At 62.6% G+C, this 23,772-nt stretch carries 20 protein-coding genes; 9 read left to right on the top strand and 11 right to left on the bottom strand.

The window, feature by feature from the left end:
* Positions 1-57: 57 nt before the first annotated feature.
* Both AB4O16_RS06885 and AB4O16_RS06880 read right to left on the bottom strand, forming a co-directional pair.
* Positions 58-1,188: a helix-turn-helix transcriptional regulator gene (locus AB4O16_RS06885; protein WP_160389974.1), complete on the bottom strand. Its 1,131-nt coding sequence runs from the start codon at positions 1,186-1,188 to the stop codon at positions 58-60.
* A gap of 135 nt (positions 1,189-1,323) precedes the next feature.
* Positions 1,324-2,367, bottom strand: coding sequence for a Rieske 2Fe-2S domain-containing protein (locus AB4O16_RS06880; RefSeq protein WP_160389975.1), 1,044 nt, complete (start codon positions 2,365-2,367; stop codon positions 1,324-1,326).
* A gap of 146 nt (positions 2,368-2,513) precedes the next feature.
* On the opposite strand from AB4O16_RS06880, the gene AB4O16_RS06875 reads away from it, so the two are divergent.
* From AB4O16_RS06875 to AB4O16_RS06860, 4 genes are all read left to right on the top strand, one after another.
* Complete coding sequence (locus AB4O16_RS06875; protein WP_160389976.1) at positions 2,514-3,353, top strand: SDR family NAD(P)-dependent oxidoreductase; 840 nt, start codon at positions 2,514-2,516, stop codon at positions 3,351-3,353.
* Positions 3,340-4,266 carry an alpha/beta hydrolase gene (locus AB4O16_RS06870; RefSeq protein WP_160389977.1) on the top strand — a complete coding sequence of 309 codons (927 nt, stop codon included), beginning with the start codon at positions 3,340-3,342 and terminating at the stop codon, positions 4,264-4,266. The genes AB4O16_RS06875 and AB4O16_RS06870 overlap by 14 nt, the downstream gene beginning before the upstream one ends.
* Positions 4,263-5,378 (top strand): 3,4-dihydroxy-2-butanone-4-phosphate synthase, encoded by a 1,116-nt coding sequence (locus tag AB4O16_RS06865; protein WP_460157357.1) that lies wholly within the window; start codon positions 4,263-4,265, stop codon positions 5,376-5,378. Before AB4O16_RS06870 ends, AB4O16_RS06865 begins: the two co-directional genes overlap by 4 nt.
* Positions 5,379-5,628: 250 nt before the next feature.
* Positions 5,629-6,087, top strand: a complete 459-nt coding sequence (locus AB4O16_RS06860; protein WP_460157356.1) for an REP-associated tyrosine transposase — start codon at positions 5,629-5,631, stop codon at positions 6,085-6,087.
* Positions 6,088-6,332: 245 nt separating this feature from the next.
* Here AB4O16_RS06860 and surE read toward each other — a convergent pair whose 3' ends face one another.
* From surE to AB4O16_RS06845, 3 genes are all read right to left on the bottom strand, one after another.
* The gene (gene surE / locus AB4O16_RS06855; RefSeq protein WP_460157355.1) at positions 6,333-7,310 is read right to left on the bottom strand and encodes a 5'/3'-nucleotidase SurE; all 978 of its coding nucleotides are present in this window, start codon (positions 7,308-7,310) and stop codon (positions 6,333-6,335) included.
* Between the two features lie 79 nt (positions 7,311-7,389).
* Positions 7,390-8,769, bottom strand: coding sequence for a DUF1329 domain-containing protein (locus tag AB4O16_RS06850; protein ID WP_160389981.1), 1,380 nt, complete (start codon positions 8,767-8,769; stop codon positions 7,390-7,392).
* A 23-nt stretch (positions 8,770-8,792) separates the two neighbouring features.
* Positions 8,793-10,370 (bottom strand): DUF1302 domain-containing protein, encoded by a 1,578-nt coding sequence (locus tag AB4O16_RS06845; RefSeq protein ID WP_160389982.1) that lies wholly within the window; start codon positions 10,368-10,370, stop codon positions 8,793-8,795.
* A 265-nt stretch (positions 10,371-10,635) separates the two neighbouring features.
* Here AB4O16_RS06845 and AB4O16_RS06840 point away from each other — a divergent pair, with 265 nt between their 5' ends.
* Positions 10,636-12,378 (top strand): FAD-binding protein, encoded by a 1,743-nt coding sequence (locus tag AB4O16_RS06840; RefSeq protein ID WP_460157354.1) that lies wholly within the window; start codon positions 10,636-10,638, stop codon positions 12,376-12,378.
* Positions 12,375-13,253, top strand: coding sequence for an SDR family NAD(P)-dependent oxidoreductase (locus AB4O16_RS06835; RefSeq protein ID WP_460157353.1), 879 nt, complete (start codon positions 12,375-12,377; stop codon positions 13,251-13,253). Before AB4O16_RS06840 ends, AB4O16_RS06835 begins: the two co-directional genes overlap by 4 nt.
* A gap of 159 nt (positions 13,254-13,412) precedes the next feature.
* Here AB4O16_RS06835 and AB4O16_RS06830 read toward each other — a convergent pair whose 3' ends face one another.
* The 6 genes from AB4O16_RS06830 to AB4O16_RS06805 form a co-directional block, all read right to left on the bottom strand.
* Entirely contained in the window at positions 13,413-14,993 is a 1,581-nt protein-coding gene (locus AB4O16_RS06830; protein ID WP_160389985.1) for a FadD3 family acyl-CoA ligase, read from the bottom strand.
* A 72-nt stretch (positions 14,994-15,065) separates the two neighbouring features.
* Positions 15,066-15,812, bottom strand: coding sequence for an SDR family NAD(P)-dependent oxidoreductase (locus tag AB4O16_RS06825; RefSeq protein WP_460157352.1), 747 nt, complete (start codon positions 15,810-15,812; stop codon positions 15,066-15,068).
* 207 nt (positions 15,813-16,019) lie between these two features.
* Positions 16,020-17,102: a 2Fe-2S iron-sulfur cluster-binding protein gene (locus AB4O16_RS06820; RefSeq protein WP_460157351.1), complete on the bottom strand. Its 1,083-nt coding sequence runs from the start codon at positions 17,100-17,102 to the stop codon at positions 16,020-16,022.
* 13 nt (positions 17,103-17,115) lie between these two features.
* A complete protein-coding gene (locus AB4O16_RS06815) occupies positions 17,116-17,871 on the bottom strand; it encodes a glucose 1-dehydrogenase (RefSeq protein WP_460157350.1) in 756 nt (251 codons plus the stop codon).
* Positions 17,859-19,538 carry an FAD-binding protein gene (locus AB4O16_RS06810; protein ID WP_460157349.1) on the bottom strand — a complete coding sequence of 560 codons (1,680 nt, stop codon included), beginning with the start codon at positions 19,536-19,538 and terminating at the stop codon, positions 17,859-17,861. The genes AB4O16_RS06815 and AB4O16_RS06810 overlap by 13 nt, the downstream gene beginning before the upstream one ends.
* A 9-nt stretch (positions 19,539-19,547) precedes the next feature.
* The gene (locus AB4O16_RS06805) at positions 19,548-20,063 is read right to left on the bottom strand and encodes a flavin reductase family protein (protein WP_110663281.1); all 516 of its coding nucleotides are present in this window, start codon (positions 20,061-20,063) and stop codon (positions 19,548-19,550) included.
* Positions 20,064-20,442: 379 nt separating this feature from the next.
* Here AB4O16_RS06805 and AB4O16_RS06800 point away from each other — a divergent pair, with 379 nt between their 5' ends.
* The 3 genes from AB4O16_RS06800 (at position 20,443) to AB4O16_RS06790 (ending at position 23,770) form a co-directional block, all read left to right on the top strand.
* On the top strand, positions 20,443-21,627 hold the full coding sequence (locus AB4O16_RS06800; RefSeq protein WP_460157348.1) for an acyl-CoA dehydrogenase family protein: 1,185 nt from the start codon (positions 20,443-20,445) through the stop codon (positions 21,625-21,627).
* 123 nt (positions 21,628-21,750) lie between these two features.
* Positions 21,751-22,872 (top strand): LLM class flavin-dependent oxidoreductase, encoded by a 1,122-nt coding sequence (locus AB4O16_RS06795; RefSeq protein WP_116581264.1) that lies wholly within the window; start codon positions 21,751-21,753, stop codon positions 22,870-22,872.
* Positions 22,873-23,269: 397 nt separating this feature from the next.
* Complete coding sequence (locus AB4O16_RS06790; RefSeq protein ID WP_460157347.1) at positions 23,270-23,770, top strand: DUF4822 domain-containing protein; 501 nt, start codon at positions 23,270-23,272, stop codon at positions 23,768-23,770.
* Positions 23,771-23,772 lie beyond the last annotated feature (2 nt).

Here is a 23,772-nt window from a genome sequence, read left to right as displayed (position 1 = left end):
TGTGCGCTGTACAACGGGCGCCGCCATCGTCCGAGCGGACGAGGGCGGCAATGAGGGTTAACCGAGGGTCGCCACGCTGCGCAGGATCAGGCGCACCAGCATGGTCTGGCGGGTCACGCCGGTCTTGGAGAAGGTCGAGCGCAGGTGGGCCCGCGAGGTGTTGCGGCTGATGCCCAGTTCTTCAGAGGCTTCGTCGAGGGTCAGACCGTTGGCCAACAGCATCGCCAGCTGGGTTTCCGCCGGGGTGAAATCGAACAGTGCGCGGACGATGTCCTGGGGCGCGGTGGATTGCTGCTCCGGGTCGCTGATGAAAATCACCACGGTGGGGCACTGCTTGCCTTCGCTCCAGTCGCTCAAGGGTACCGAACGCACGATGATCCCGAGATCCGATTTGCCGGACGGCCGTTGTACACGCAGGGCCTCGACCACCGACGGATTGCCGCTCTTTTGCGACAGCAGCGACTGCTTGACCAGACGCCGGAACTCCTGGGTGTCGCGAGCCGTACCGACCTGCAGGCCATCGTTGACGAGCTTGATCCCGTCCTTTTCCTGGATCAGTCGGTCGGCGACCTGGTTGGTTTGCAGCACCTTGCCGGCCTCGTCGAGGATGATCGTCCCGACCGCCATCTGATTCACCGCACCGGCGTACAGGTTGCGCTCGGCTTCGATGCGGTTGAGCTGCATGTGGATCTTGATCGAGCGTTCCAGATGCGGAATGAAGTGCGTCAGCAGCTCTTTTTCTTCGGCGCCGAAGGCTTTGTCATCACGTCCGCGGCTGATGCGAATGCGGCACTGGGCGCCATCGACGGTGTTGATGTCGGCACCCAGGATGTGGAACACGTCCACCGGTTCAAGGAAGTTCTTGTAGAACTCGGAATGCTGCCAGTCGTCGTTGGAGACGAACTCGGCGAGGGTCACGACCTGGCGGTTGGGCAGGTCGACAAAGGGGTCGAGGCTGAAAAAATGTGTGTTGTACGACGCGGTCGCCTCGGTCGAGGTGCCGGTGGTGTTGACCATCAAGCCGTCCACATGAGCGCTGGGCGGACGCAGGATGAAGGTCACGTACTTGCTGTTCAGGTGCACGTTGAGCTGATTGAGGAAAGTGGCCCAGGGAATGTTTTCCAGCGGACCCTGATAGAGGTTGCCGATCAAATCACTGAACGTATCGAGGCTGAGGCTCTGCTGCATAGGGAAAACCGTTTTTATTATTAGCGTTGGCGGTGGCCGAGGATAAGCGCCGGTATCGACTCCTTGCAACGCTCGGGCTCCGGGCCTGACCGGCGGCTGCCGCTCAGGCCCGGGGCGGGCGAAAGGCCGCTGGCGTCAGACCCGTTCGCTGGCGCGCACGACAAACTTCTTGTGTTCGCCGACGTCCGCCGACAGCGCCTGGACGTCTGTGTAGAACTGCTCGTACCAACGGCGCAACTGATAGACCGGACCGTCGCCGTCACACAGCAGCGGGTTGTCGACGCGGGTCTTGCTGTGCCAGATCGCCACGTCTTCGTAGAAGGCTGCCTGGGCTTGCGCCACGTAGGCCTTGGCCATTTCCTGGTTTTGCTCTTCGCTCAAGCCCGGGATCTTTTTCACCAGCACGCCGTAGCGCAGGGTGAAGCTGTCGAGATCGATCGGCACGTGGCAGTTGAGCAGGATCGAATGGATTGGCTGGCCGTTCATCGCACCTTTCATGTCAGTGATCTGATAAGCCGGGCCGAAGTAGGTGGCTTCGGTGCTCAGCACGCTGTCGCCGGACAGGCGCTCACTGCGGGCACGCATGATCTGCGTCGCCAGGTGGCCTTCGAAAATGTTGATGAACTCATCGACCGGCGCGCCGTGTACGGTGCCGAAGTGCGCCATGTCGGCGATGTTGTCGATCAGTTCGCGGCAGTTGGTGCCAATCTGCAGTTCGGCGACTTCCCAGGCTGCCCATTCGTCGCTGTAGCAGGCGTCGATGCGCGGGATGCGTTGTTCGGGCAGCGGCGGATTGCCTTCGGGGTCGTTCCAGACGAACAGCAGCTGGTTCTCTTCCATGATCGGCCAGCTTTTGATTTTGGCCCGTGGCGGAATGCGCTTGGCATAAGGGATGTCATCGCACACGCCGTCGGCGCCCCAGCGCCAGGCGTGGAACGGGCAGCGGATCGAGTTGCCTTCGACGCAACCGGTGCTGAGGTCGGCGCCCATGTGCGGGCAGTAGCCATCGAGGATATGCAGGTCGCCGTCTTCACCCTGGAACGCCACCAGACGGGTGCCGAACACCTCCAGGCGGTGGGCTTTGCCGTCGCGGTATTGCGCGGCCAGGCCCAGGCAATGCCAGCCACGGGCGTAGCGGTCTTCCAGCAGTTTGGCTTCGATGCGGTGCAGGGTACTCATCTTATTATTCTCCCAAGGGATCACGGGTTTGGCGCATGTAACGGATTCTGCCGCCCCTGTAAAAGCGGGCATCGTCTGAATGGACGATGGCCGGTTTAAACAGGCCCGCTCTACTGGCGCCATTGGACCCATGGCAGGAGTTGGCGATGAATGATGAACTAGGGCCGGTAGCGGTGATTACCGGGGCGGCCAGTGGTATTGGCCGAGGCCTGGCCGAACACGCGGCGACGCTGGGCATGCGCCTGGTGCTGGCCGATCGGGATGCGGCGGGCCTGCAAGGTCTGTGCGACGAATTGAAAGCCCGCGGCGTGCAAGCGATCGCCTGCGCCACCGATGTGGGTGATGTGAAGCAGGTCGAGCGCCTGCGTGACCAGGCTGTCGAGCACTTCGGCGGGGTCGACCTGCTGTTCAACAACGCCGGGGTGATGCAAACCGGTTTCAGCTGGGAAATCACTGACGCGCAATGGCAGCGCATGCTCGACGTCAACCTCAACGGTGTGATCAACGGCATTCGCAGCTTTGTCCCTTTGTTGCTCAGTCAGGGCCGGCCAGCCCACGTGATCAACACCGCATCCCTTGCCGGTCTGGTCAGCAGCCCGTTGATGGCGCCGTACAACGTGACCAAGCAGGCCGTGGTCGCGCTCTCGGAAACCCTGCATTACGAACTGGCGATGATCGGTGCACCGGTGTCGGTTTCGGTGCTGTGCCCGGGGCCGGTGGCCAGTGAAATCATGGCCTCGAACCAGGTGGTCGACAGCGCTGGATCCGACTTCAGTCAACTGCTCGACAGCACCATTCGCCAGGGCATGACCCCGGCCGAACTGGCCGCGCAGGTGTTCGCCGCCGTCGCCGAAAAACGCTTCTGGATCCTGCCGCACAAAGGTTTCAAACCGGCTCTGGAGCGCCGGGTGCAAAGCATCCTGGGCGAGACCAATCCGCAGTTCCAAATGGTCGACGTAGAGGACGATGCCCATGCCGCTCGATAAACAGATCGCTGGGGTGCTCCAGCAGTTTCGCGACCTCCCGGAACCCGATTTCAGCCAGGTCGACGCCGCGCAATACCGGCAGTTCTCCGACAACCTGCTGCCGGCCATTCCGGGCGACCCGATGAGCGAGGTTCGTGACCTGAAAGTGGCCGGCGCGGACGGCGATCTGGATGCGCGGCTGTACCGGCCATCGGAAGACCTCGACCTGCCGTTGCTGGTGTTTTTCCATGGCGGCGGCTTTGTCATGGGCAATCTCGATACCCATGACAATCTTTGCCGCTCTCTGGCGCGCCAGACCGAGGCGGTGGTGGTGTCGGTCGCCTATCGACTGGCGCCGGAACACCCGTTCCCGGCAGCGCCTCTCGATTGTTATGCGGCCACCTGCTGGCTGGTCGAGCATGCCGCCAGCCTTGGGGTCGATGGCAGTCGCCTGGCCCTGGCCGGGGACAGTGCCGGGGGCAACCTGGCGCTGGCGGTCAGTCAGTTGGCGGCACAGCACCGGGGCCCGAAGATCCGTCATCAGTGCCTGTTTTACCCGGTGACCGACGCGGGCTGCGACAGCCCTTCGTTCGAAGCATTCGCCGACGGTTATTTGCTGTCCGCGGGAATGATGCGCTGGTTCTGGCAACAATATCTGCAAGAGACCGGGCAGGCGGATGACCCGTTGGCCTCGCCAATGCGCGCAGAGACGCTGGACGGTTTGCCGCCGACCACCCTGATCACTGCCGGGTTCGACCCGTTGCGTGACGAAGGCGAGGCGTTTGCCCAGGCGTTGCGCGAGGCCGGTGTGCCGGTGCGGTTGCAACGTTGCGAAGGCATGATCCACGGGTTTATCAGCATGGCGCCGTTTGTCGAAGGGGCGGCACAAGCCCTGACCGATGCGGCGGCCGACCTGCGCGGGGCACTCCAATGAGCGGCCTGGCGTTCAATACGGTACCGCAACTGATCGAAGCCATCGGCGCCGGTCGGATGGTGGTGATCACCGACGACGAACACAACGGCGAAGGCTCGCTGTTGATGGCTGCCGAACAGGCCGGCGCCGAGGCGGTCACCTTCATGGCGGTGCAGGCGCGCGGGCTGATTTGCCTGGCCCTGACCGAGCAGCGCTGCCGTGCGCTGGGCCTGGACCTGATGGTGCCCAACTCCCGGGCGCAGCATGGCGTGGGGTTCACCCGCTCGATCGAAGCCGCCACCGGGGTGTCCACCGGCATCTCGGCGGCGGACCGGGCGCGTTCGATCCAGGTCGCGGTCGACCCGGCCAGCGGCCCGGCGGACCTGGTGCAGCCCGGGCATATCTTCCCGGTGCAGGCCTTGCCCGGTGGCGTGATGCAGCGGGCCGGCCATGTCGAGGCCGCGTGCGACCTGACACGCCTGGCGGGACTGCAACCGGCGGCAACCCTGGTGGGCATTCTCAACGAGGACGGTGAACTGGCCCGTGGTGCCGAGTTGCATGAATTTGCCCACCGGCATGGCCTGCGGATCGGCACCATCGCCGACCTGATTCACTACCGCATCCTGCATGAAGGCACGATCGAGCGCGGCGGCGAATACCCCTTGCATACCCGTCATGGCGAGTTCCGCGTGACGACCTATCAGGACACCTACCAGGGCTCGCTGCACCTGGCGCTGGTCAAGGGCCGGATCGACAGCACGCAACCGGTGCTGGTGCGGGTGCAAGGCATCGAGACGCTGCGCGATGTGCTGGGGTGTGAAAGCGAGAGCGGGGCGCAGCAGTGGAGCCTGGATCGCTCACTGGCGAGCATCGCCGCCGCCGGTAACGGCGTACTGGTGCTGCTGGCCCAAAAGGAAAGCGCCGACGGGGTGCTTGAACAGTTGCGCCAGCGCAGTGGCGGCAAGCAGCGCACACCGCAGTTTCCACAACGAACCCTGGGCGTCGGCGCACAGATCCTGCGCGATCAGAACGTACGCAAAATGCGCCTGATGAGTTCGCCGGTACCGTACAAGGCCGTGTCCGGGTTTGATCTGGAAGTGACGGAATTCGTGCCGTTTCAACCGGCACTGTAGGAGCGGGCTTGCCCGCGAAGGCGGAGTGTCAGGCGTCATCGATGTTGAATGTGCCGGCCTCATCGCGAGCAAGCTCGCTCCCACAGTAATTTCGGTTGGTTGCATATTTTGTGTGCACCCACGAACCCTGTGGGAGCGAGCTTGCTCGCGATGGCGATCTATCAGACACATCCAGTCAAAAACTGACCCAACTCTCAAGCATCCACCGGTCTAGCCTTCCTCCTGAACTCACCATGTAGAGGGCAAAGGAATGCCGGATTTACCCGCCTCACATCGCCTGCGCACAGGCCGCTATCCTGAACCCAACAGGATTTACCTGCTGACGAGCAACACGCTGGGCCGAGAACCGGTTTTCAAGGATTTCGGTTTGGGCAGGCTGGTCGTCAAGCAATTTCAATATGCACAGGAACAATACCGGGCGAACTCTTTAGCCTGGGTCGTCATGCCCGACCATTTTCATTGGTTGATCGAACTGCAGCGGTGCTCACTCAGTCAACTGATGCAAAAAACCAAATCATTGAGTACGCGAGCCGTGAACATGTCCGTCGGGCGTAAAGGCAGTCTTTGGCAGCAGGGCTATCACGATCGGGCGTTGAGGCGGGATGACGACCTGGTAAAGCTTGCTCGATATGTCGTCGCCAACCCGCTGCGCGCGGGATTGGTGGGGAAGCTGGGCGATTATCCGCTGTGGGACGCGATATGGGTTTGATCCGTAACCGCGTTGCCACCATCGTCGGAACGCCGCCCGGAGCAAGCTCACTCCCACAATGATTGTTGGATATCCGCAGAGATTGCTTACACCCGCTAGCTCTGTGGGAGCGAGCTTGCTCGCGATGGCGGAGTGTCGGTCGACATCTATTTTGAATGTGCCGGCCTTATCGCGAGCAAGCTCGCTCCCACAATGATTGTTGGATACCCGTAGATGTTGCGTACACCTGCGAGGGCTGCATTGGCTTAAGGCTTGATGTCGCGCAACATCTTCTTCGCCTGATCCTGCACCGCCTCGGGTGCCGTCATGTTGCCGTCGATCACGGTGATCACCGCATGGCCTTGCCACAGTTGGTAGGCATCGGCCTTTTGCTGGATTTCGGTCGGTGTCGAAGGCGGGGCCAGGTTGACATGGACCACGCCGTCGGTGCCGCGCTGTGAAGTGAAATTCACCCGGTCCCAGTTGCCGATCGGGGCGAAACTCACGCCTTTGACTTCGCTGGGTGGCAGGGGCGGGTAGTTGAGGTTCAGGCCGTTGACGCCCGGCAGGCCGAGCACGTTCAGCTCGCACGAGTGTTTGCTTTTGGCGCAGGCCTGTCGGGCTTCGGCGCAGGCCAGGCTTGCCTGCTCGATCACCTTCACGGCAAAGCGCGCCGTGTCGTCCATGGCGCCAAGGGTCTTGCGAAAACCTGCCTGCTGGTCGCGGATGATCAGGTCCATGTCGATACCCGTGGACACGGCCACCGCCGGAATCCCTTTGAACATCGCACGTACGGCCGCGTTGAGGGTGCCGGACATCTGCGTCAGCGGGCCGACGTTTTCGCCAAAGTTGCTGCCCGATACCACCAGGTCTGGCGGCGTGTCCTTGAGGATCACGTCGAGGCCGACGTTGACTGCATCCACCGGCGTGCCGATGGCAGAGGTCTTGCCGGCAGGCGGGGTGTAGCCTTCAGGCGGCCCGACGCAAAACCTCCCCGGTGCCAGTTCGGTCACTGCCAGCGCCTGGCCGGGCACGACCACGCTGGCGGCGCTGATGCCGCTGCTGTCGTTCAACGGGCCGACCAGGGTGACCTTGTGCCCGGCGGCGGTCAGGGCGCGGTACATCGCATCGATGCCGGGCGCGCGGCAGCCATCGTCGTTGGTCAGCAGGATGTTCAGGGCGTTGGCTTGCATCGACAGGCCAACGCTGGCCATGGCGATGACGCCGGTGAGGAGTTTGTTCATGGCGGAGTCTTCCGTGGAAGGAGCGGATTTTACAAAGCACGACGCCCCGACCGAATGATTCGGTCGGGGCGCGGTGAGTTTAGCGGGTGCCGAGTTTGCGCAGGTTGCCAGGGGTGAATTCGTCTTCGGTGAAGGCGGTGGCGTTGAGCTTGGCCGGTTTCTGATCGATCAGCATCCGGTCAACCAGATACGAACCGGCGATCAGGTCGTGATAGATCCCGAGGCGGGCGTGGTAGCGCTGCATCTCGTAGGCGTAGATCGACGTCTGCATGTTGGTGCGCCACAGTTGGCCACGGCTGTCGTAGTTGTCGGCCAGGGTTGCGGCCCAGGTGTCCTCGTCCAGGTACATCACACGCTTGGCGTACACGTGGCGGGCACCTTCCTTGAGGGTGGCTTGCAGCACCCAGACGCGGTGTTTTTCATAGCGCATGTACTGCGGATCGATGTGGCCGGTGGTGGCCAGGATCTGATCGGTGCTCACGCTCGGATCATCGATCTTGTAGTTGTGATAAGGAATGTAGATTTCCTTTTTGCCGACGATGGTCCAGTTGTAGCGGTCCGGCGCACCGTTGAACAAACGGTCTTCGTCGTACACACGGAAACCACCGGCACCGGTCGGCGAGTCGTAGCCCACGGTCGGCGCGCGACGCACCCGGCGTTGACCCGGGCTGTACTGCCAGGCCTGGCGCGGGGAGGCGGTCGGGTTGATGAACTCGTGACCGACGACGATCTCGCCTTTCTTGCGCACCGGTTCCAGCGTGGTGATCAGGAAGTTGGTGAGAATGCCGTTGGATGTCTCCAGGGTTCTGTCCGGGTTGGACCAGATCGAGAAGATCTTGTAGTTGACCTCTTCGAGCACTCGCTCCTTGTTGGAGTACACCACGGCCTGCCGGTAGTTGGCCTCTTCGGCGGCGGCACGGCCGGCGAGGGTGTGGTTGAACATCAACTCGCTGCCGTTCTTGGGAATCGGGAACGGCGAACCGGCCCAGGCGTTTTTCGTGTCGTTGTTATCGTTGGCCAGTTCGGCATTTACGGCGTTGTGCTTGACCGCCTCGACCAGTTTCGGATCAACGCGGAAGTCACGGTGGCTCGGGTACACCGGGATCTTGAAGGTGTCTGGGTAGCGTTTGAGCAACGCCTTCTGGCCATCGGTGAGGTTGTCGGCGTACTTGTCCATGTTCTTCGAATCGATCACGAACAGCGGTTTTTCCGCCGCATACGGGTCCGGGTACGGTGTGCCGGGGCCGTCGAACTTGAGGCCCGGCGGCAGGCCGAGCCATTTGCCGCTCCAGGCCGGGATGCTGCCATCGGCGTTGCCGGCCTTTTCCGCGCCCATCGGGGTCAGGTCCTGGCCCAGGCGGGCGGCTTCTTCGGGGCTGACCTTGGCGTAGGCCAGGCCACTGCCGAGCAGGCCGACGGTCAGCGCGGTGCTCAATAATGTTTGGGTGAATCTGGACATGCTGTGCTCCTCCGATTGGGGAATCAGAACCGGTACTTGAAGTTGAGCGCGACGTTGTCGCGGTCAGCCAACGGGCTGTTGTTGGCATTGCCGAGGTAGGCGTTGTAGCGGGCTTCTACGGTGAAGTTGCCGAGGTAGCGCCACGAGCTGCCGATGCTGGCGCGGTCGTCGTGTTGGCCAGAGTTGATCGAGCCAACCGTCGAGCTGTCACCGTTGGCGGCAGCGCTGTAGGTGATCGGCACCGACATGTCCCAGCCGCTGAACACGTCGTTGTAGTCGAAGCTCGCCTGCACCGTGTAGCCCCAGGCATCCTGGTCATAGACCAGGCTGTCGGTGCCCGGCAGCGAGAAGCCCGGCGCCAGGGTTACCGGCTGCGACTTGTCGTTGCTGATCACGGTGTTGTAGACCAGCTCGCCGGTCAGGGTGGTGTTGTCGGCGAAGGACGTCGGGCCGACCACGTAGATCATCGACGTCTGCGCCTGCAGGGTTTTGCCGCGCACCGGGCTCGAGAACCCGTTGTTGACCATCACCGGCGCACCGTCGCGGTAGCTGACTTCACCGGCCCAGCTGACATCGCCCAGCACGGTGGCGAAGCTCGCGCCGAACAGGTCGATGTTGTCGAAGTAGCGCACCTGGTAACGGCCCAGGGTCGAGGCGAAGTCCAGCGACGGGGTCTTGTCGTGATAACGCGAGTAGTAGATGCCGAACTCGGTGTTGTTCAACGATTCGGCGGCGTAGGTGAAGGCCAGACCGTACTGGCCGCTGTCGCTCGGCTTGTCGTCCTTCAGGCGGGTGACGAAACCGGAGGCGTCGTTGAAGCCGCCTTCGTCGATGAAGTCGGTGGTGGAGAAGTAGCTACCCACGCCGAACAGCTCGGTCTTTTCCCACTTGTATTGGTAGTAGGCCTGGATGCCCAGGCTTTCGGTCAGGGCGAACTGGGTGAACAGTTGGCCGACCGGCAGCAGGATTTCCTTGACCTCGACACCCGGGGTGGTCGACTTGGTCGCGTCCACCGGGCTCTGGGCCGCGGAAATGCCCGGGTAGAACAGGCTCTCGCCCCAGCTCACCACCTGGTTGCCCAGGCGCGCGTTGAGGGCATGGCCGCCCACGTCCCAGGTGCCATAGGCGTAGTAATCGAGCATGCGCAATTCATTGCGATGCTGATCGATGGTGTCCTGGGAGAAACGGTCGGGCTGGCTGCAATGACCGCCGGCGAAGCAGTTGGAAGTGCCGGTGGTGTTGTCGTTGTCCTGATCGTAGACGTTGTCGTAGAAGCCCGTCGCCCGGACAAACACGCCGTAGTTGTCTTGCCACTTGATGTTGGCTTCGGTGAGAAAGCCGCTGCGGTTGTTGATCAGGCTGCCTTTGTCGAACGCGTTGTCGCCATCGTTGCCGTCGGCATTGGCGGTCAGTTTGTGATCGCGAGCCTCGGTCCGCCAGGCGAGGCTGTACGTCAGTGTGGTGTCCCAGTCGATGCTCAAGTCTTCGCTTGGCTGAAAGCTCATCGCGTTAACGTGAGCGCTTAGTCCGCCAGCCAGCAACAGCAATGCGAGTTGTACACGAGGGTGCTGTGTTGGTGGGGCGATTATTGTTTTTATCATGTCGTCCTCATGGCCCAGGTCAGACCTGCCCGACCTGCATTTCAGGGGGGGGTTAGTGCTGTGGGCGACTATGGAGTCACGACTTGCGCGCAACATCGTCCAAGCGGACTAAGCGATTTGTACGGGGCGACCACTGTCCTGGCCTTAGTCTTATCGGACGATGAACACCCGGCGTGCGCGGCGAACAATCCCGAGACCGACTGCACCGGGCGAAGATCCGGCGGTGGCGGTTTCTGCCTGATGGGCGCTGAACAAGGGTGATCGCATGAACGCTGCCGGGATCAAATGGGACGAGTGCTGTGATGTATTGGTGATTGGCTCGGGAGCCGGGGGCATGACCGCTGCGCTGCGTGCCCATGACCTGGGCCTGAATGCGCTGTTGATCGAAAAGAGCGGCGAATATGGCGGCACTTCGGCGGTGTCCGGCGGCGGCATCTGGATCCCGAACAACCACCGGATCAAGGCCCTCGGCGGCAGCGATTCGGCGGCCGAAGCGATTGCCTACATCCGCGCCGTGACCCACGGCGAAATCGACGACGGGCGCATCGAAGCCTATGTCGAACACGGCCGGGAGATGGTCGAGTACCTGGAAAAACATTCCCGCGTACGCTTCGAGGCGCAACCGCGCTACGCCGATTACTACCCGGAAGTCGAGGGCGGTAAACCGGGCTATCGCTCGATGGATCCGCAACCGTTCGATGCCGCCGAGCTGGGTGAAGAATTTTTGCGCATGCGCGCACCGTCCCCCGGCACCCTGATGATGGGGCGCATGGCGATGACCATGAAAGAGGCGCAGGTGCTGCTGTGTCGTGGCCCCGGCTGGTTGCGCCTGACCCTGCGGGTGATGTGGCGTTATTGGAAGGACCGCGAAGGCCGGCGCTTGTCCCGTCGCGACCGTTTCCTGACGTTGGGCAACGCCTTGATCGGTGCCTTGCGCTGTTCGTTGCAGGATCGTGGCAAGTCGCTGTGGCTCAACTGTGCGCTGGAAGAATTGCTGCTGGTCGGTGACCGGGTTGGCGGTGCTCGGGTCAATCGCAACGGTCAGTTGCTCAACGTCAAGGCGCGTTACGGCGTGATCATCGCTGCGGGTGGTTTCGAGCGAAACCAGGCGATGCGCGAGCAGTATTTGCCGCAACCGTCCAAAGCGGATTGGAGTGCCACGCCGCCGAACAATACCGGCGACGGCATCCGCGCCGGCCAGGCAATCGGCGCGCGGACCGCGCTGATGGAGCACAGCTGGTGGGCGCCGACCACTCACGTGCGCGGGGAAGAAAAACAGCGCGCCTTGTTCGTCGAACGCACCTTGCCGGGGTGCGTGATGGTCAACGCGGCGGGCGAGCGTTTCGTCAACGAAGCCGCACCCTATACCGATATCGTTTACGCGATGTACGCCAACAATCGCGAAGGCGCCGCGAGCGTGCCGTGCTGGATGGTGTTCGACGCCGAGTTCCGCCGCAAATACCCGTGCGGCGCCTTGCTGCCCGGTTATGCCCAGCGCGATTGGCAGTTGCCCGAGCATCTGCGCGACTACTTCCACAAAGCATCGAGTCTTGAAGAGCTGGCGACGCAAATCGGCGTCGACGGCGCCGGACTGCTGCGCACCGTGCAGCGTTTCAACGGCATGGCCGTGCAGGGCGTCGACGAGGATTTCCACAAAGGCGACTCGCTGTTCGACCGCTACTACGGCGACCCGAACGTGCAACCCAATCCGTGCCTGGCGCCGTTGCTCAAGGGCCCGTTCTACGCCGTGCGCATCGACGCCGGCGACATCGGCACCAAGGGTGGCCTGCTGACCGACGTGCACGCCCGCGTATTGCATGAAGACGGTGAACCGATCAACGGCCTGTACGCCATCGGCAACAGCGCCGCCTCGATGATGGGCCGCACCTATCCGGGTGCCGGTTCGACCATCGGCCCGGCCATGACCTTCGGTTACCTGGCGGCCAATCACATCAAGCGCCAGAGCGAAACCGCTTCGGTCAAAACCTTGTTCGGGAGTGTCGAATGAATCAGCCACGTCAACAAATCGCAGTCGTTACCGGCGCCAGTCGCGGAGTGGGGCAGGGCATTGCCCTGGCTCTCGGGGCGGCGGGCATGACGGTGTACGTCACCGGTCGTGCCCCGGCGCAGGGCGGGTCGAATTTGTACGGGCATGCCTTGAGCGGTTCGCTGGAGGACACCGCCGCCGCGATCACCGCCGCCGGTGGGCGCGGTATCGCGGTGGTCTGTGATCATGCCGATGATGCGCAGGTTCAGGCTTTGTTTGCACAAGTCGAGGCGGAGTGCGGGCATCTGGATCTGCTGGTGAACAACGCCGCGTTCATCCATGACCAATTGATCGAACCGGGGCCGTTCTGGGCCAAGCCGCTGGAGCTGGTGCGCATTCTCGACGTCGGTCTGCGTTCGGCCTATATCGCCAGCTTCTACGCTGCGCCGTTGTTGCTGAAAAGTGCCCAAGGGCTGATTTGCTTTACCTCGTCGTTCGGCGCCGGCTGCTACATGCATGGCCCGGCGTACGGCGCGCAAAAGGCCGGTGTCGACAAGCTGGCGGCGGACATGGCGATCGATTTCGAAGGGCAGGGCGTGGCGGCGTTATCGCTATGGCTCGGCCCGCAACTGACCGAGCGCACGAAGATTGCCGGCGAGCAGCATGGCGAGCAGTACCAGGCGTTCCTGGCCCACGCCGAAACCCCGCAATTCAACGGGCGGGTGATTCATGCCTTGCTCAATGATCCGCAGTTGATGGCGCTGTCCGGGCAGACCCTGATCACCGCCGAAATCGCTCCCGGCTACGGCATCAGCGAAGCCGAAGGCCGCCAACCACCGTCCCATCGCGCCATGCTCGGCGATCCACGCCAGCAACATCCGGCGCGGGTGGTCTGAGTTCACAATCGTCAAGGCATACACAAGAACCTGTGGGAGCGGGCTTGCCCCGGGCGGCGTTCCGACGATGAGGGCATCAGCTTCAACATTGATGTTGGCTGACACTCCGCCATCGTCGGAACGCCGCCCGGGGCAAGCCCGCTCCCACAGGGATTGCGTTTAGTCAGCGGGCTGCAGCGCCCACTCGCGCAACACATTCTTGGTCACCTTGCCCGCCGCATTGATCGGCATCTTCTGCAGCACCTGCACCCGGCGCGGCACCTTGTAGTTGGCCATCTGCTCACGGCACCAGGCGAGGAAGCCCGCCTGCTCGATCTCGATGCCCGGCGCGGGCAGCAGGAACGCCATCGCCACTTCACCCATGCGCTCGTCGGGGATGCCGATCACCGCTGCCTGGGCCACGCCCGGATAGGTCAGCAGGCACTGTTCGATCTCCGCCGGGTACACGTTGAAGCCACCGGTGATGAACATGTCCTTGAGGCGGTCGGTGATGCGCAGGTAACCCTGTTCGTCGAGCATGCCGATGTCGCCGGTGTGCAGCCAGCCGTCGGCGTCGAGAATCTCCTGGCTGGCTTCGGGGTTGTTGAGATAACCCTGCATCAGGTTGTAGCCGCGGATCTGCACTTCACCGGGGATGTTCGCCGGCTGGCTGCGACCGTTGTTGCCGACACAGCGCACTTCTACCCCAGGCATGGCCCGGCCGCTGGTATTGGCGACCAGCTCCGCCGAGTCACCGGCGCGGCAGATCGTGGCGAAGCCGCAGACTTCCGTCAGGCCATACGCGGTGACGATGGTGGCGAAGCCGAGTTCATCGCGCATGCGGTGGATCATCTCCACCGGAATCGCCGCCGCCCCGGTCACCGCCACGCGCAAGGAACTCAAGTCGAACTCGTTGCGTTGCGGATGGGCCAGCAACGATTGATACAGCGTCGGCGGTCCAGGCAACACGGTGATGCGTTCGCGCTGCACGCATTCGAGCACGGCCTGCACGTCGAACACCTGCTGCGGCAGGATGGTGCAGCCGCGCATCAGCGCTGCCAGCCAGCCGGCCTTGTAGCCGAACGAATGGAAGAACGGATTGACGATCAGGTAGCGATCGCTCTCGCGCAGCCCGACGATATCGCTCCAGTCGCGCACGATGCGCAGGTTCTGGCCGTGGCTGGTCATCACGCCTTTGGGTTTGCCGGTGGTGCCCGAGGTAAACAACACGTCGGACAGGGCCTGCGGGCCAACGCTCTGCTCGCGGGTGCGCAACGCCAGTTGCGGCACGTCGGCCGCCAGGTCCATGAACCGCTCCCACGCCAGGGTGCCCGGGTTGGCGCCGCGCAGGCTGACGATGTGACGCAGCTCAGGCAGGTCTTCCGCCGCCAGCATGCCGGGGTAGTCCGCGCCGAGGAACTGGCCGATGGCAAACAGCACGCAGGTACCGCTTTCGCGCAGGATGTAGCCGGCCTCGCTGCCCTTCATCCGTGTATTGAGCGGCACCAGCGCGGCGCCTACGCTTTGCAGGGCGCCGGCGGCGACGATCCATTCCCACACGTTGGGCGCCCAGATCGCCACGCGGTCCCCGACCTGGACGTCGAGGGCCAGCAGTGCGCGGGCGGCCTGGCGGCGCAACTGGTCGAGTTGTCGGTAGCTGATGGTGTGGCCCGCGTCCTCGATGGCCGGGCGATCGCCGTAGGCCTGGGCAGCGTTGGCAAACAGTTGAGCGAAGGTCAGTGCGGTGGCGACAGGCGGCATGGGGCCTCCCCGGTTAGAAGACAGTTGCGAAAAAGGGAGTAGGCCGGGCAGGGCGCCCGGCCGGAATGCGAATTACTGGGCGGGCGGGGCGAAACGTCGGCCGGCGGAGAAACCACCGTCCACGGCGATCATCTGGCCGCTGACAAAAGAGGCTTCGTCCGAGGCCAGGAACAGCGCGACGTTGGCCACTTCTTCCGGTTGCCCGGAGCGGCTGAGCATGTGCTGCGAGGCGAAAAACGCGTGGAACGCATCATTGTCACGGACCATGCTGGTCATCGGTGTTTCGATCAGGCCCGGGCACAGGCCGTTGACGCGCACGTTGGCGTAGCCGTAGTCGATGGCCATCGAGCGGGTCAGCTGGTTGATGCCGCCCTTGGACACGTTGTATGCCACGTTGCCGTCGCAGCCTTGCAGGCCGAAGATCGAACCGACGTTGATGATCGAACCGCCGCGTTGTTCCACCATCGACGCCAGTGCGTATTTGCTGGTGAGCATGCTGCCGGTCAGGTTGATGTCCATCACCCGTTGCCAGTTGGCGGTGGTGGTCTGGGTCACGCTGCCCTGGTCGGCGACGCCGGCGGCGTTGACCAATATATCGATGCGAGCGAAGCGGCTGATGACTTCTTGCATGACCTGCTGCACCTGCGCTTCGTCGCGCACGTCCAGGGTCATGAACAGGCCGGGAAAGTCTGCCGGTGCGCTGCCGATGTCCAGCCCGACCACTTGCGCGCCTTCCTCGGCGAAACTGCGCACGCAGGCCAGACCGATCCCCGAAGCGCCGCCGGTGACCACCGCGACCTTATTCTGCAAACGAGCCATAACTGCACCTCTTTATTGTTGTGGGCTAATGCTGTGGCCGAGTCTAACCGCAGACCGGGCCTGGGTGATCGTCCGTTGAGACTAAGGCGACAAAGCCCCCTGTAGGAGCGAGCCTGCTCGCGAAAAACGCCTGGGCACCGCGTTCATTCAGACAGGGCGCGTTATCGTTGACGTCCATCGCGAGCAGGCTCGCTCCTACAATGAACATTAGTCAGGGAATTTCAGGCGAACCCGAGCTCCCGTAGGTCGGCTCTGGCAGGCGAGTGTCCAACCGTCGGCGAGTTCTTTTGCGCTCAACACATCGTTGCGCGCCAACTGAACCTCACCTTCCTTGACCACGCACATGCACGCCCCGCAGAAACCTTCTTCACAGGACGACGGCACGTCGAGGCCCGCCGCCTTGCAACTTTGCAGCAGGGTATCGCCGGGCTGGCAGGCAATTTCGTGTTGCTGGCCATCGAGTTCGACGATCAACGCTTCACAGTGGGAACCCATCGCGGCCTTGCGGGCGAGGGCTTCTTCGGCCAGCAGTTCGTCCGGGTCCGGCGGTGAGACGAAACGTTCGACATGGATGCGTTCGGCCGCTTCGCCCAACGCCAGCAGCGTGCGCTCCACGGTGTCCATGAACGGTCCCGGCCCGCAGATGAAGTAGTCGCCGCCGGCCGATCCGCGCAGCAGATGACGGACCTGATGGTCCGTCAGGAACCCCTGCACCGAATCGAGGACGTGCACCACGTGCAGTTGATCAGGATGCGCCTTGATCAACCGGCACAGCTCGTCCTTGAAAATCACCGACGCTTCGTCGCGGTTGGCGTAGATCAATTTGATCGGCCGCCGGCTGCTGTGCAGCACCGACTTGAGAATGGAGAACACCGGAGTGATGCCCGAGCCTCCACCGAACAGGACCAGGGGCTTTTCGCTGTCCGCCTGCGGGTCCAGGCAGAACAGCCCCGCCGGTGGCAGGACCTCCAGCCAGTCGCCGACCCGGACTTCGTTCATCCAGTTCGACACCCGGCCGCCGTCGACCCGTTTTACCGTGACCTTGGGCAGCGCATCCGCGAGGGGCGAGCTGGCCATGGAATAGCAACGGGTCAACAGTTTGCCGGCGAAAGGCACGCGAAAACTCAGGAACTGGCCCGGTTTGTAGCGAAAGCGCTCACGCAAGGTTGGCGGTACGTCCAGCACCAGCGAGCGCGCGTCAGCGGTCTCGTCGATCACCGCGCACACTTGCAATGAGACGCTTCCCGTCGTCGATTCAGCCGGGGTCAGGTTCTGTTGTTGCGTGCCCATATTCACCTCGACCTCAGAGCCCGCTGATCAGTTGGGCGTTGTCGACGCGGATCTCGGCACCGTTGACGAATCGCGACTCGTCGGTGGCGAGGAACAGCACCACGTTGGCAATGTCCCGTGGCGCGGCCATGCGGTTCATCGGGTCCTGATCGAGGGCTTCCTGCGGGATTGGCTGACCACCGGCCAGGGCCTGGGTCATCGGGGTGTTCACGCCGTCGGGGTGCACGCTGTTGCAGCGGATGCGGTAGCCCTGTTGCTTGCAGTGCAGGGCAATGGAGCGGGTCATCGCCGCTACTGCGCCTTTGGACGCCGAGTAGGCGCAGAACATCGGCATCGCGCCCAATGCCGCGACCGAGGACATGTTGATGATCGAGCCGCCGCCGGTTTCCTTCATGGCCTGGATCGCGTACTTGCAGCCGAGGAAGTAGCCTTCGCCGTTGATCTTCTGCACCTTCTGCCACAGCTCCAGGGTGGTGTCTTCGATGCTGCCCAGGGCCAGGATCGCGGCGTTGTTGACCAGTACATCGAGACGGCCGAAGTGTTCGACGGTGGTTTTGACCACGTTCTGCCAGTCGCTTTCGCTGGCAATGTCGTGGCGGATGAACAGCGCGTTGGCGCCGATTTCCGCAGCCACCTGGCGACCGGCTTCTTCGTTGAGATCGGTCACTACCACTTTGGCGCCTTCACGGGCCAGCAGCATTGCATCTTCGCGACCGATGCCGCTGGCGGCGCCGGTGATGATGCAGACTTTGCCTTCTACACGTTGCATTGTTGTTCTCCTGATCGTGCGGTTTGAAGTGCGAATTGGTCGGCCACGTGGGCGGCAGCCCGGCGACCGGAATAGATGCAGTCGGCCAGGGACAGGCCGGAGACATACAGGTTGGAAGCCACGCCGACGGCATTGCGGCCAGCGCTGTAGAGACCGTTTATGGGCACGCCGGTGTGGTCCAGCACCCGACCGCTGCCTTCGCAGACTTTCAGCCCGCCGAGGGTGATGACCGGGCAGGGGAAGAGTTTGCTGTCGAAGGACAGGTCAAGGGCGTACCACGGGCCTTGGTCGAGGTCGGCGAGCATCGCAGCGGATTTGCCGAACTCATCGGCCACCTCACCGCGTGCCGCGCGGGAATAACGCTCGACACTTTGGCGCAGCAGTTCCGGCGGCAGGTTGCAGCGCTTGGCCAGGCCGGCGAGGCTGTTGCTGCGCTTGGCGTTGAACAGCAGGTTGAGCAGCACCGGCAGGCGCTGGAAATTCCACACCTTGCCCGGGCCGACCTGACGGAGCGCTTCTGCGACCAGGGCCCGATTGATAATCAGGATGGCGCGACCGTCCTGTTCTTCGACCATGGCGTGGCCGAGGGTCGCGCCGTAGATTTCTTCGTTGGCGTAACGTTGCCCGCGGGCATTGACGATCAGCCCACGGGCCCAGGCCAGTGGCGGGTTGATGAAGCGCCAGGCGCTGACTTTGTCCATCCGCGCCACGCTGCCACCGGCGCTCTGGCCGAGGGCGATGCCGCTGCCATTGCACCCGGTGGCACCCAGCGGCAAACCGGCCAGGTACTGCGGCGCGTGCTGGCGCACCAGATCGCGATTGAAGATGAAGCCGCCGCTGCTCAGCAGCACCGCCTGTTCGGCGCGAATCAATTGGCGAATGGCGCTGCTCTGTTCGATGCGCCGCTGACGGGCGCGCAAGCGATCGGCCAACGCCGGAGCGTACATATGAATGGCGGCGGCCCAGCGTGACAGGCGCGCATGTTGTTTGGCGGCGCGGCTGCCTGACGGCAATTGCCAGGCTTCGACGCCGATGACCTTGTCGTCGAGGTCGAGCACCAGCCTGCGCACTTCGCACTGGCTGCGCAGGCGAGCACCGTGACGCAAGGCGCTGGCCTTGAGCGGGGCGAACAGGCTGGCGCCGGACATGCCCGGGCCCTTGGTGCGATGGCCACGGGGTGCCGGCTTGGCGCTGGCGGCATAGGCCGGCACGGTTTCGTTGCCCGAGTAATAGAGGTAGTACTGGTCGCTGGGGTACGAGGTTTTGTGCGGCGGTACGCTGGCTTCGAAGGCTGCGCCTTGTCGCTCCAGCCAGGCCAGTTGCTCGCGGCTGCCGTCGCAGAAATTGCGCAATGTCGCGTGGCTGACGGCTTCGCCGACTTCCTGGCGCAGGTAATTGAACATGGCATCGCTGGTGTCTTCATAACCGGCCTGGCGCTGATACGGCGTGCCACCGCCGGCGTAGACAACGCCGCCGCTGAGTGCGGTGGCGCCGCCACCTTCGAAGCGATCCAGCGCGAGCACCGACAGGCCGCGAGTGCTGGCTTCGATGGCGGCACAGGCACCGGCACCGCCAAACCCGACGATCAGCAAGTCGCAGCGGTCATCCCATGGCAACTGGTCGGCGCTGTTCACTCGCAACGCCGTCAACCCGTTTTGGCCGTTCATGTCCGGGCCTCAGCCGGCAGCAGCGAGAGAAGGGGCCGGTTTGGCGGTGGTGGTGTAGCTGCCGTCGAGGTAGACCAGCGGGGTGATCTCGGCGGTGGTGTGGATCTGCAGGATGCGTCCGATGAAGACGGTGTGGGTGCCGTAGCTGAAGTGGCCGTCCTGGCGGCAGAGGATCGCCGACTGGGCGTCACCCAAGTAGGGGATGCCGCCTGGGCTGGTCAGCCAGTTGCCGCGGTCGAAGCGTGCTTCGCCCTTGATTGCGCCGCTGCACAGGTTGGCGAGGTCTTGTTGTTCGACGCCGAGGATGTTGACGCAGAAGTCGGCGCCGGTCGCCAGTGCGGCGTGGGGCGAGGCGGTCTTGTTGACGCAGATCAGCAGCGATGGCGGTTCGGTGCTCAGGGAGTCGACTGCGGTGGCGGCCATGGCGAAGCGTTCGGAGCCGTTGCTGGTGCTGATAATGGTGACTGACTTGGCCAGGCGGCGCATGGCCTGGAGCATGTCGGCTTTGAGGTTGGCGTCGTTCATCGCACTGGGCCTTTTTTGTTGGGGATGGAGTGCGATGGATTCTTGCTCTGGTGTCTAGCGCAAACATCGTCCGAGGGGACTAGGCCAGCGAGGCCTGCTGGCTGACATTCATGTTGAATGGGCCGGCCTCATCGCTGGCAAGCCAGCTCCCACAGGTTTCAGCTGTGAGCACAGATCCTGTGAACACCTGCAATCACTGTGGGAGCTGGCTTGCCAGCGACGGCGGTCTGCCAGGCAAAGCGATTCTCCAACCCCACATGGTCCGTTTGAGGGATGTCCCCCGCGTTGCGCATTGTTTGAATGCCAGTGTAGGGGCGCTACACCCGCCCCGCTGCACGCGCGCCCCGGCGGATGGGGTGAACAAAGGAGAACAATAAAAATGCTCAACCAAGACCTGATTCGCCAGCGTCTGAGCCAACGTGCCCGCGAGTTGGTGCCGATCCTGCGTGAACGCGCCCTGAATGCCGCGCAAGCCGGCCAGTTGCCTGAAGAAACCCTGAAGGATTTCCACGACGCCGGGTTCTTTCGCATCCTGCAACCGTCCCGTTGGGAAGGTTATGAGCTCGAGCCCAAGGATTTCTTCGACGTACAGATGACCCTCGCCGAAGGCTGCATGTCGTCTGCCTGGGTGCTCGGTGTGGTGGCCATCCACAACTGGCAGCTGGCGCTGTTCGACGACCGCGCGGCCCAGGATGTCTGGGGTAGTGATTCCAGTGTGCTGATCTCCTCTTCCTATATGCCGGTGGGCAAGGTGGAGCGCGTCGACGGTGGTTTCAAGCTGAGCGGGCGCTGGGGGTTTTCTTCCGGCAGCAAGCATTGCGACTGGGCGTTCCTCGGTGCGCTGGTGCCGCCGGCAGAGGCGGGCGGGGCGCCGGATTACCGGACGTTTCTGGTGCCGCGCAGCGACTACCAGATTCTCGACAACTGGAACGTCATGGGCCTGGAAGCCACCGGCTCCCACGACATTCTGGTGGAAAACGCCTTCGTTCCCGAGTATCGCACCCATCGCGCACTCGACGGTTTCATGCAGAACAGTCCGGGCAACGAGGTGAACACCGCGCCCTTGTTCCGTTTGCCGTTCGGGCAGATTTTCGTGCGTGCGGTGTCGTCATCGGCCATCGGTGCCCTGCAAGGCGCAGTGGATCAGTTTGTCGAGCACAACCGTGCCCGGGTCGGGGTCAATGATGGTCGCAAGATGGTCCAGGACCCGGCTGCGCAATCGTCGCTGGCCAATGCCATGGTCTGCGTGGACGAGTGCAAGACCGTGCTGCATCGCAACTTTGCCCTGATGCTGGAGCGCGCGCAGAAAGGCGAGCCGTTGAGCATGCCCGAGCGGGTGAAGATGCGTTACGACTCGGCGCTGGTGGCCGACAAGTGCGCCAAGGCCGTTGGCGACCTGATGTTCAACAGCGGTGCTTCGACGATCTTCCGCAGCCACCCGATCAACCGTGCGTTCCGCGACATTCACACCGGTCGCGCGCACGTCGCCAACAGCCCGGCCAAGTACGCCTGGAACCTCGGCGGCGTCAGCATGGGGCAGGACAGCAGCGACTTTTTCCTCTGATATTTTTACTGAATTAGCTAGTCCGTTTGCGTGATTCGAGCGCCCCGTCGATGCACGAGCATTGACGGTAAGGCGAAGGTCTACGGCGCCGACTGCGCATCCAAATAAGCACAAGGATCAACCATGAAATTTTCCCTGATTTACGAAGCCCAGACGGTGGACTCCAGCCGCGAAGGCGACCGCAAGATTTTCGAAGACACCGTCGAGCAGGCCGTGCTCGCCGACAAACTCGGCTTCGATACTTTCTGGTGCGTGGAACACACCGCGCTGAGCAACTACTCGCACATGTCCGCGCCGGAAACCATGCTGGCGTTCGTGGCCGGTAAAACCGAGCGCATCGGCATCGGCCACGGCGTGGTCTGCCTGCCACCGGCGATGAACCACCCGGTGAAAGTCGCCGAGCGCATCGCCACCCTCGACTTGCTGTCCAAGGGCCGTGTGCACTTCGGCGTGGGCAAGGGCGGCACCCAGCAGGAGGCCGGCACCTTCGGCTACGACCTGGCGACCTTGCAGCCGCAGATCGACGAGATGATGTACCTGATCCCGAAAATGTTCGTGCAGGACGAGATCGAGCACAACGGCGACTTCGTGCAGATCCCCAAGCGCCCGATCCATCCGAAGCCGTACCAGGATCCGCACCCGCCGATGTACCTGGCGTGCACCAACACCGAGTCGCTGAAGAATGCCGGCGGTCGCGGCATGGGCGCCCTGGTGCTGGGCTTCGGTGGCCCGGAAGAGATCGCCAAGAAGGTCGAGGTGTATCACACCGCCTACGACAATCGCGATGAGAAGAAGCAAGTGGGCTTCCGCCCTAACCGCCACATTGCCGCGCTGTGCCCGGCCATCGTGCTGGACGACAACGAAGAAGCACGCCGCATCGGCATCCGTGGCCAGCGTTACTTCATGGAATCCCTGGGCTACTGGTACGGCGGTGGCGAGCGTCCGGACCCGGAGAAGTGGAAGGACGACACCTTCGTCGATGGCAACGGCCAGAGCGTGATCAAGTCGCGCTTCGCCTCCGAAGAAGTCAGCGTCGACTTCTCCGACCCGACCATGGCGATGATGAACCCGAACCACGCCTACGGTACCGTCGAGGATTGCATCGGCTACGTGCAGCGCCTGATCGATGCCGGCGCCGACGAAATCCTGTTCATCTGCCAGATGGGCACCGTGCCGCAGTGGGCACAGCTGGAGACCCTGAAGAACATTGGCGAGAAGGTGATTCCGCACTTCCGCAAGGGCTAAGAGCTAACCCCTGTGGGAGCGAGCTTGCTCGCAATGGCGGTCTTGACTGGTATGGCCCCATCGCGAGCAAGCTCGCTCCCACAGGTTTTTGGTCTGCCATCTGGCTGATCAAGCTTAGAAGTTTTTCAGGCCTGGCACGGACGTCAGGCCAACTTTCCAACGGGTCCCCAAGGCCCGTTTTTTTATGCCCGCCGATTTCTCCCCGGTCGATTGACCTGTGCGTAGCTGTCACCCCTTGTTTAACTTCGAGAACATTCCGCGGCAATTGTTGCAAATATATGCCAGGTATTGTGAGTGGCTGATATCGGTCCTATATTCCATCCGCTGATCGCAGTGATCAATTTCCGCGACAACAAAAAAACAAGCGTTACCTCTAAGCTCATCGAGGGATTATTTCATGCGAAAATACAACTCAATGTTTATAGGTTTGCTCTTCGCTGGACTACTCAGTCCGCTTGTCAGCCATGGAAAGCAAATGGAGAATAAGTCTGATATTCAAGCATTGGCCTCATCTTCTCAATGGTTGACAACCAAGGTTTATGTAGAAGGAGCCCCTGAAGTAGATGTGAAGGAAAAGTATCCGGGTGTTGTTGGGATTTCAATGTGGGATCCCGGCCGCAATCGTTATGAGTTTTTCTATACCGATACCGGGCTATCAAAGTATGACAATGGTGGTGGCGGTTACTTCCTTGTCACCGGTGACAAAACAACGCATATCCTGGTGCCTGATCAAGGAACGGTCAGGACTGTGGTCAGAAGGCTGGAAAAACTGGATAACGAAGAGTTCACCTATTCACGAGAGGTGCCTCGCGACATGGTCGATGCCAATGCGCCTGTCCGGATTTATGTGGTTCATGCGCCCTACAAAGGCCCTATAAAGACCTCGATGTCGCACTAAAA

It is taken from the genome of Pseudomonas sp. S2_H10 (genome assembly GCF_054668285.1).
The sequence above is the reverse complement of the archived record's forward strand: the minus strand, read 5'-3'. Positions and strand labels throughout refer to the sequence as shown.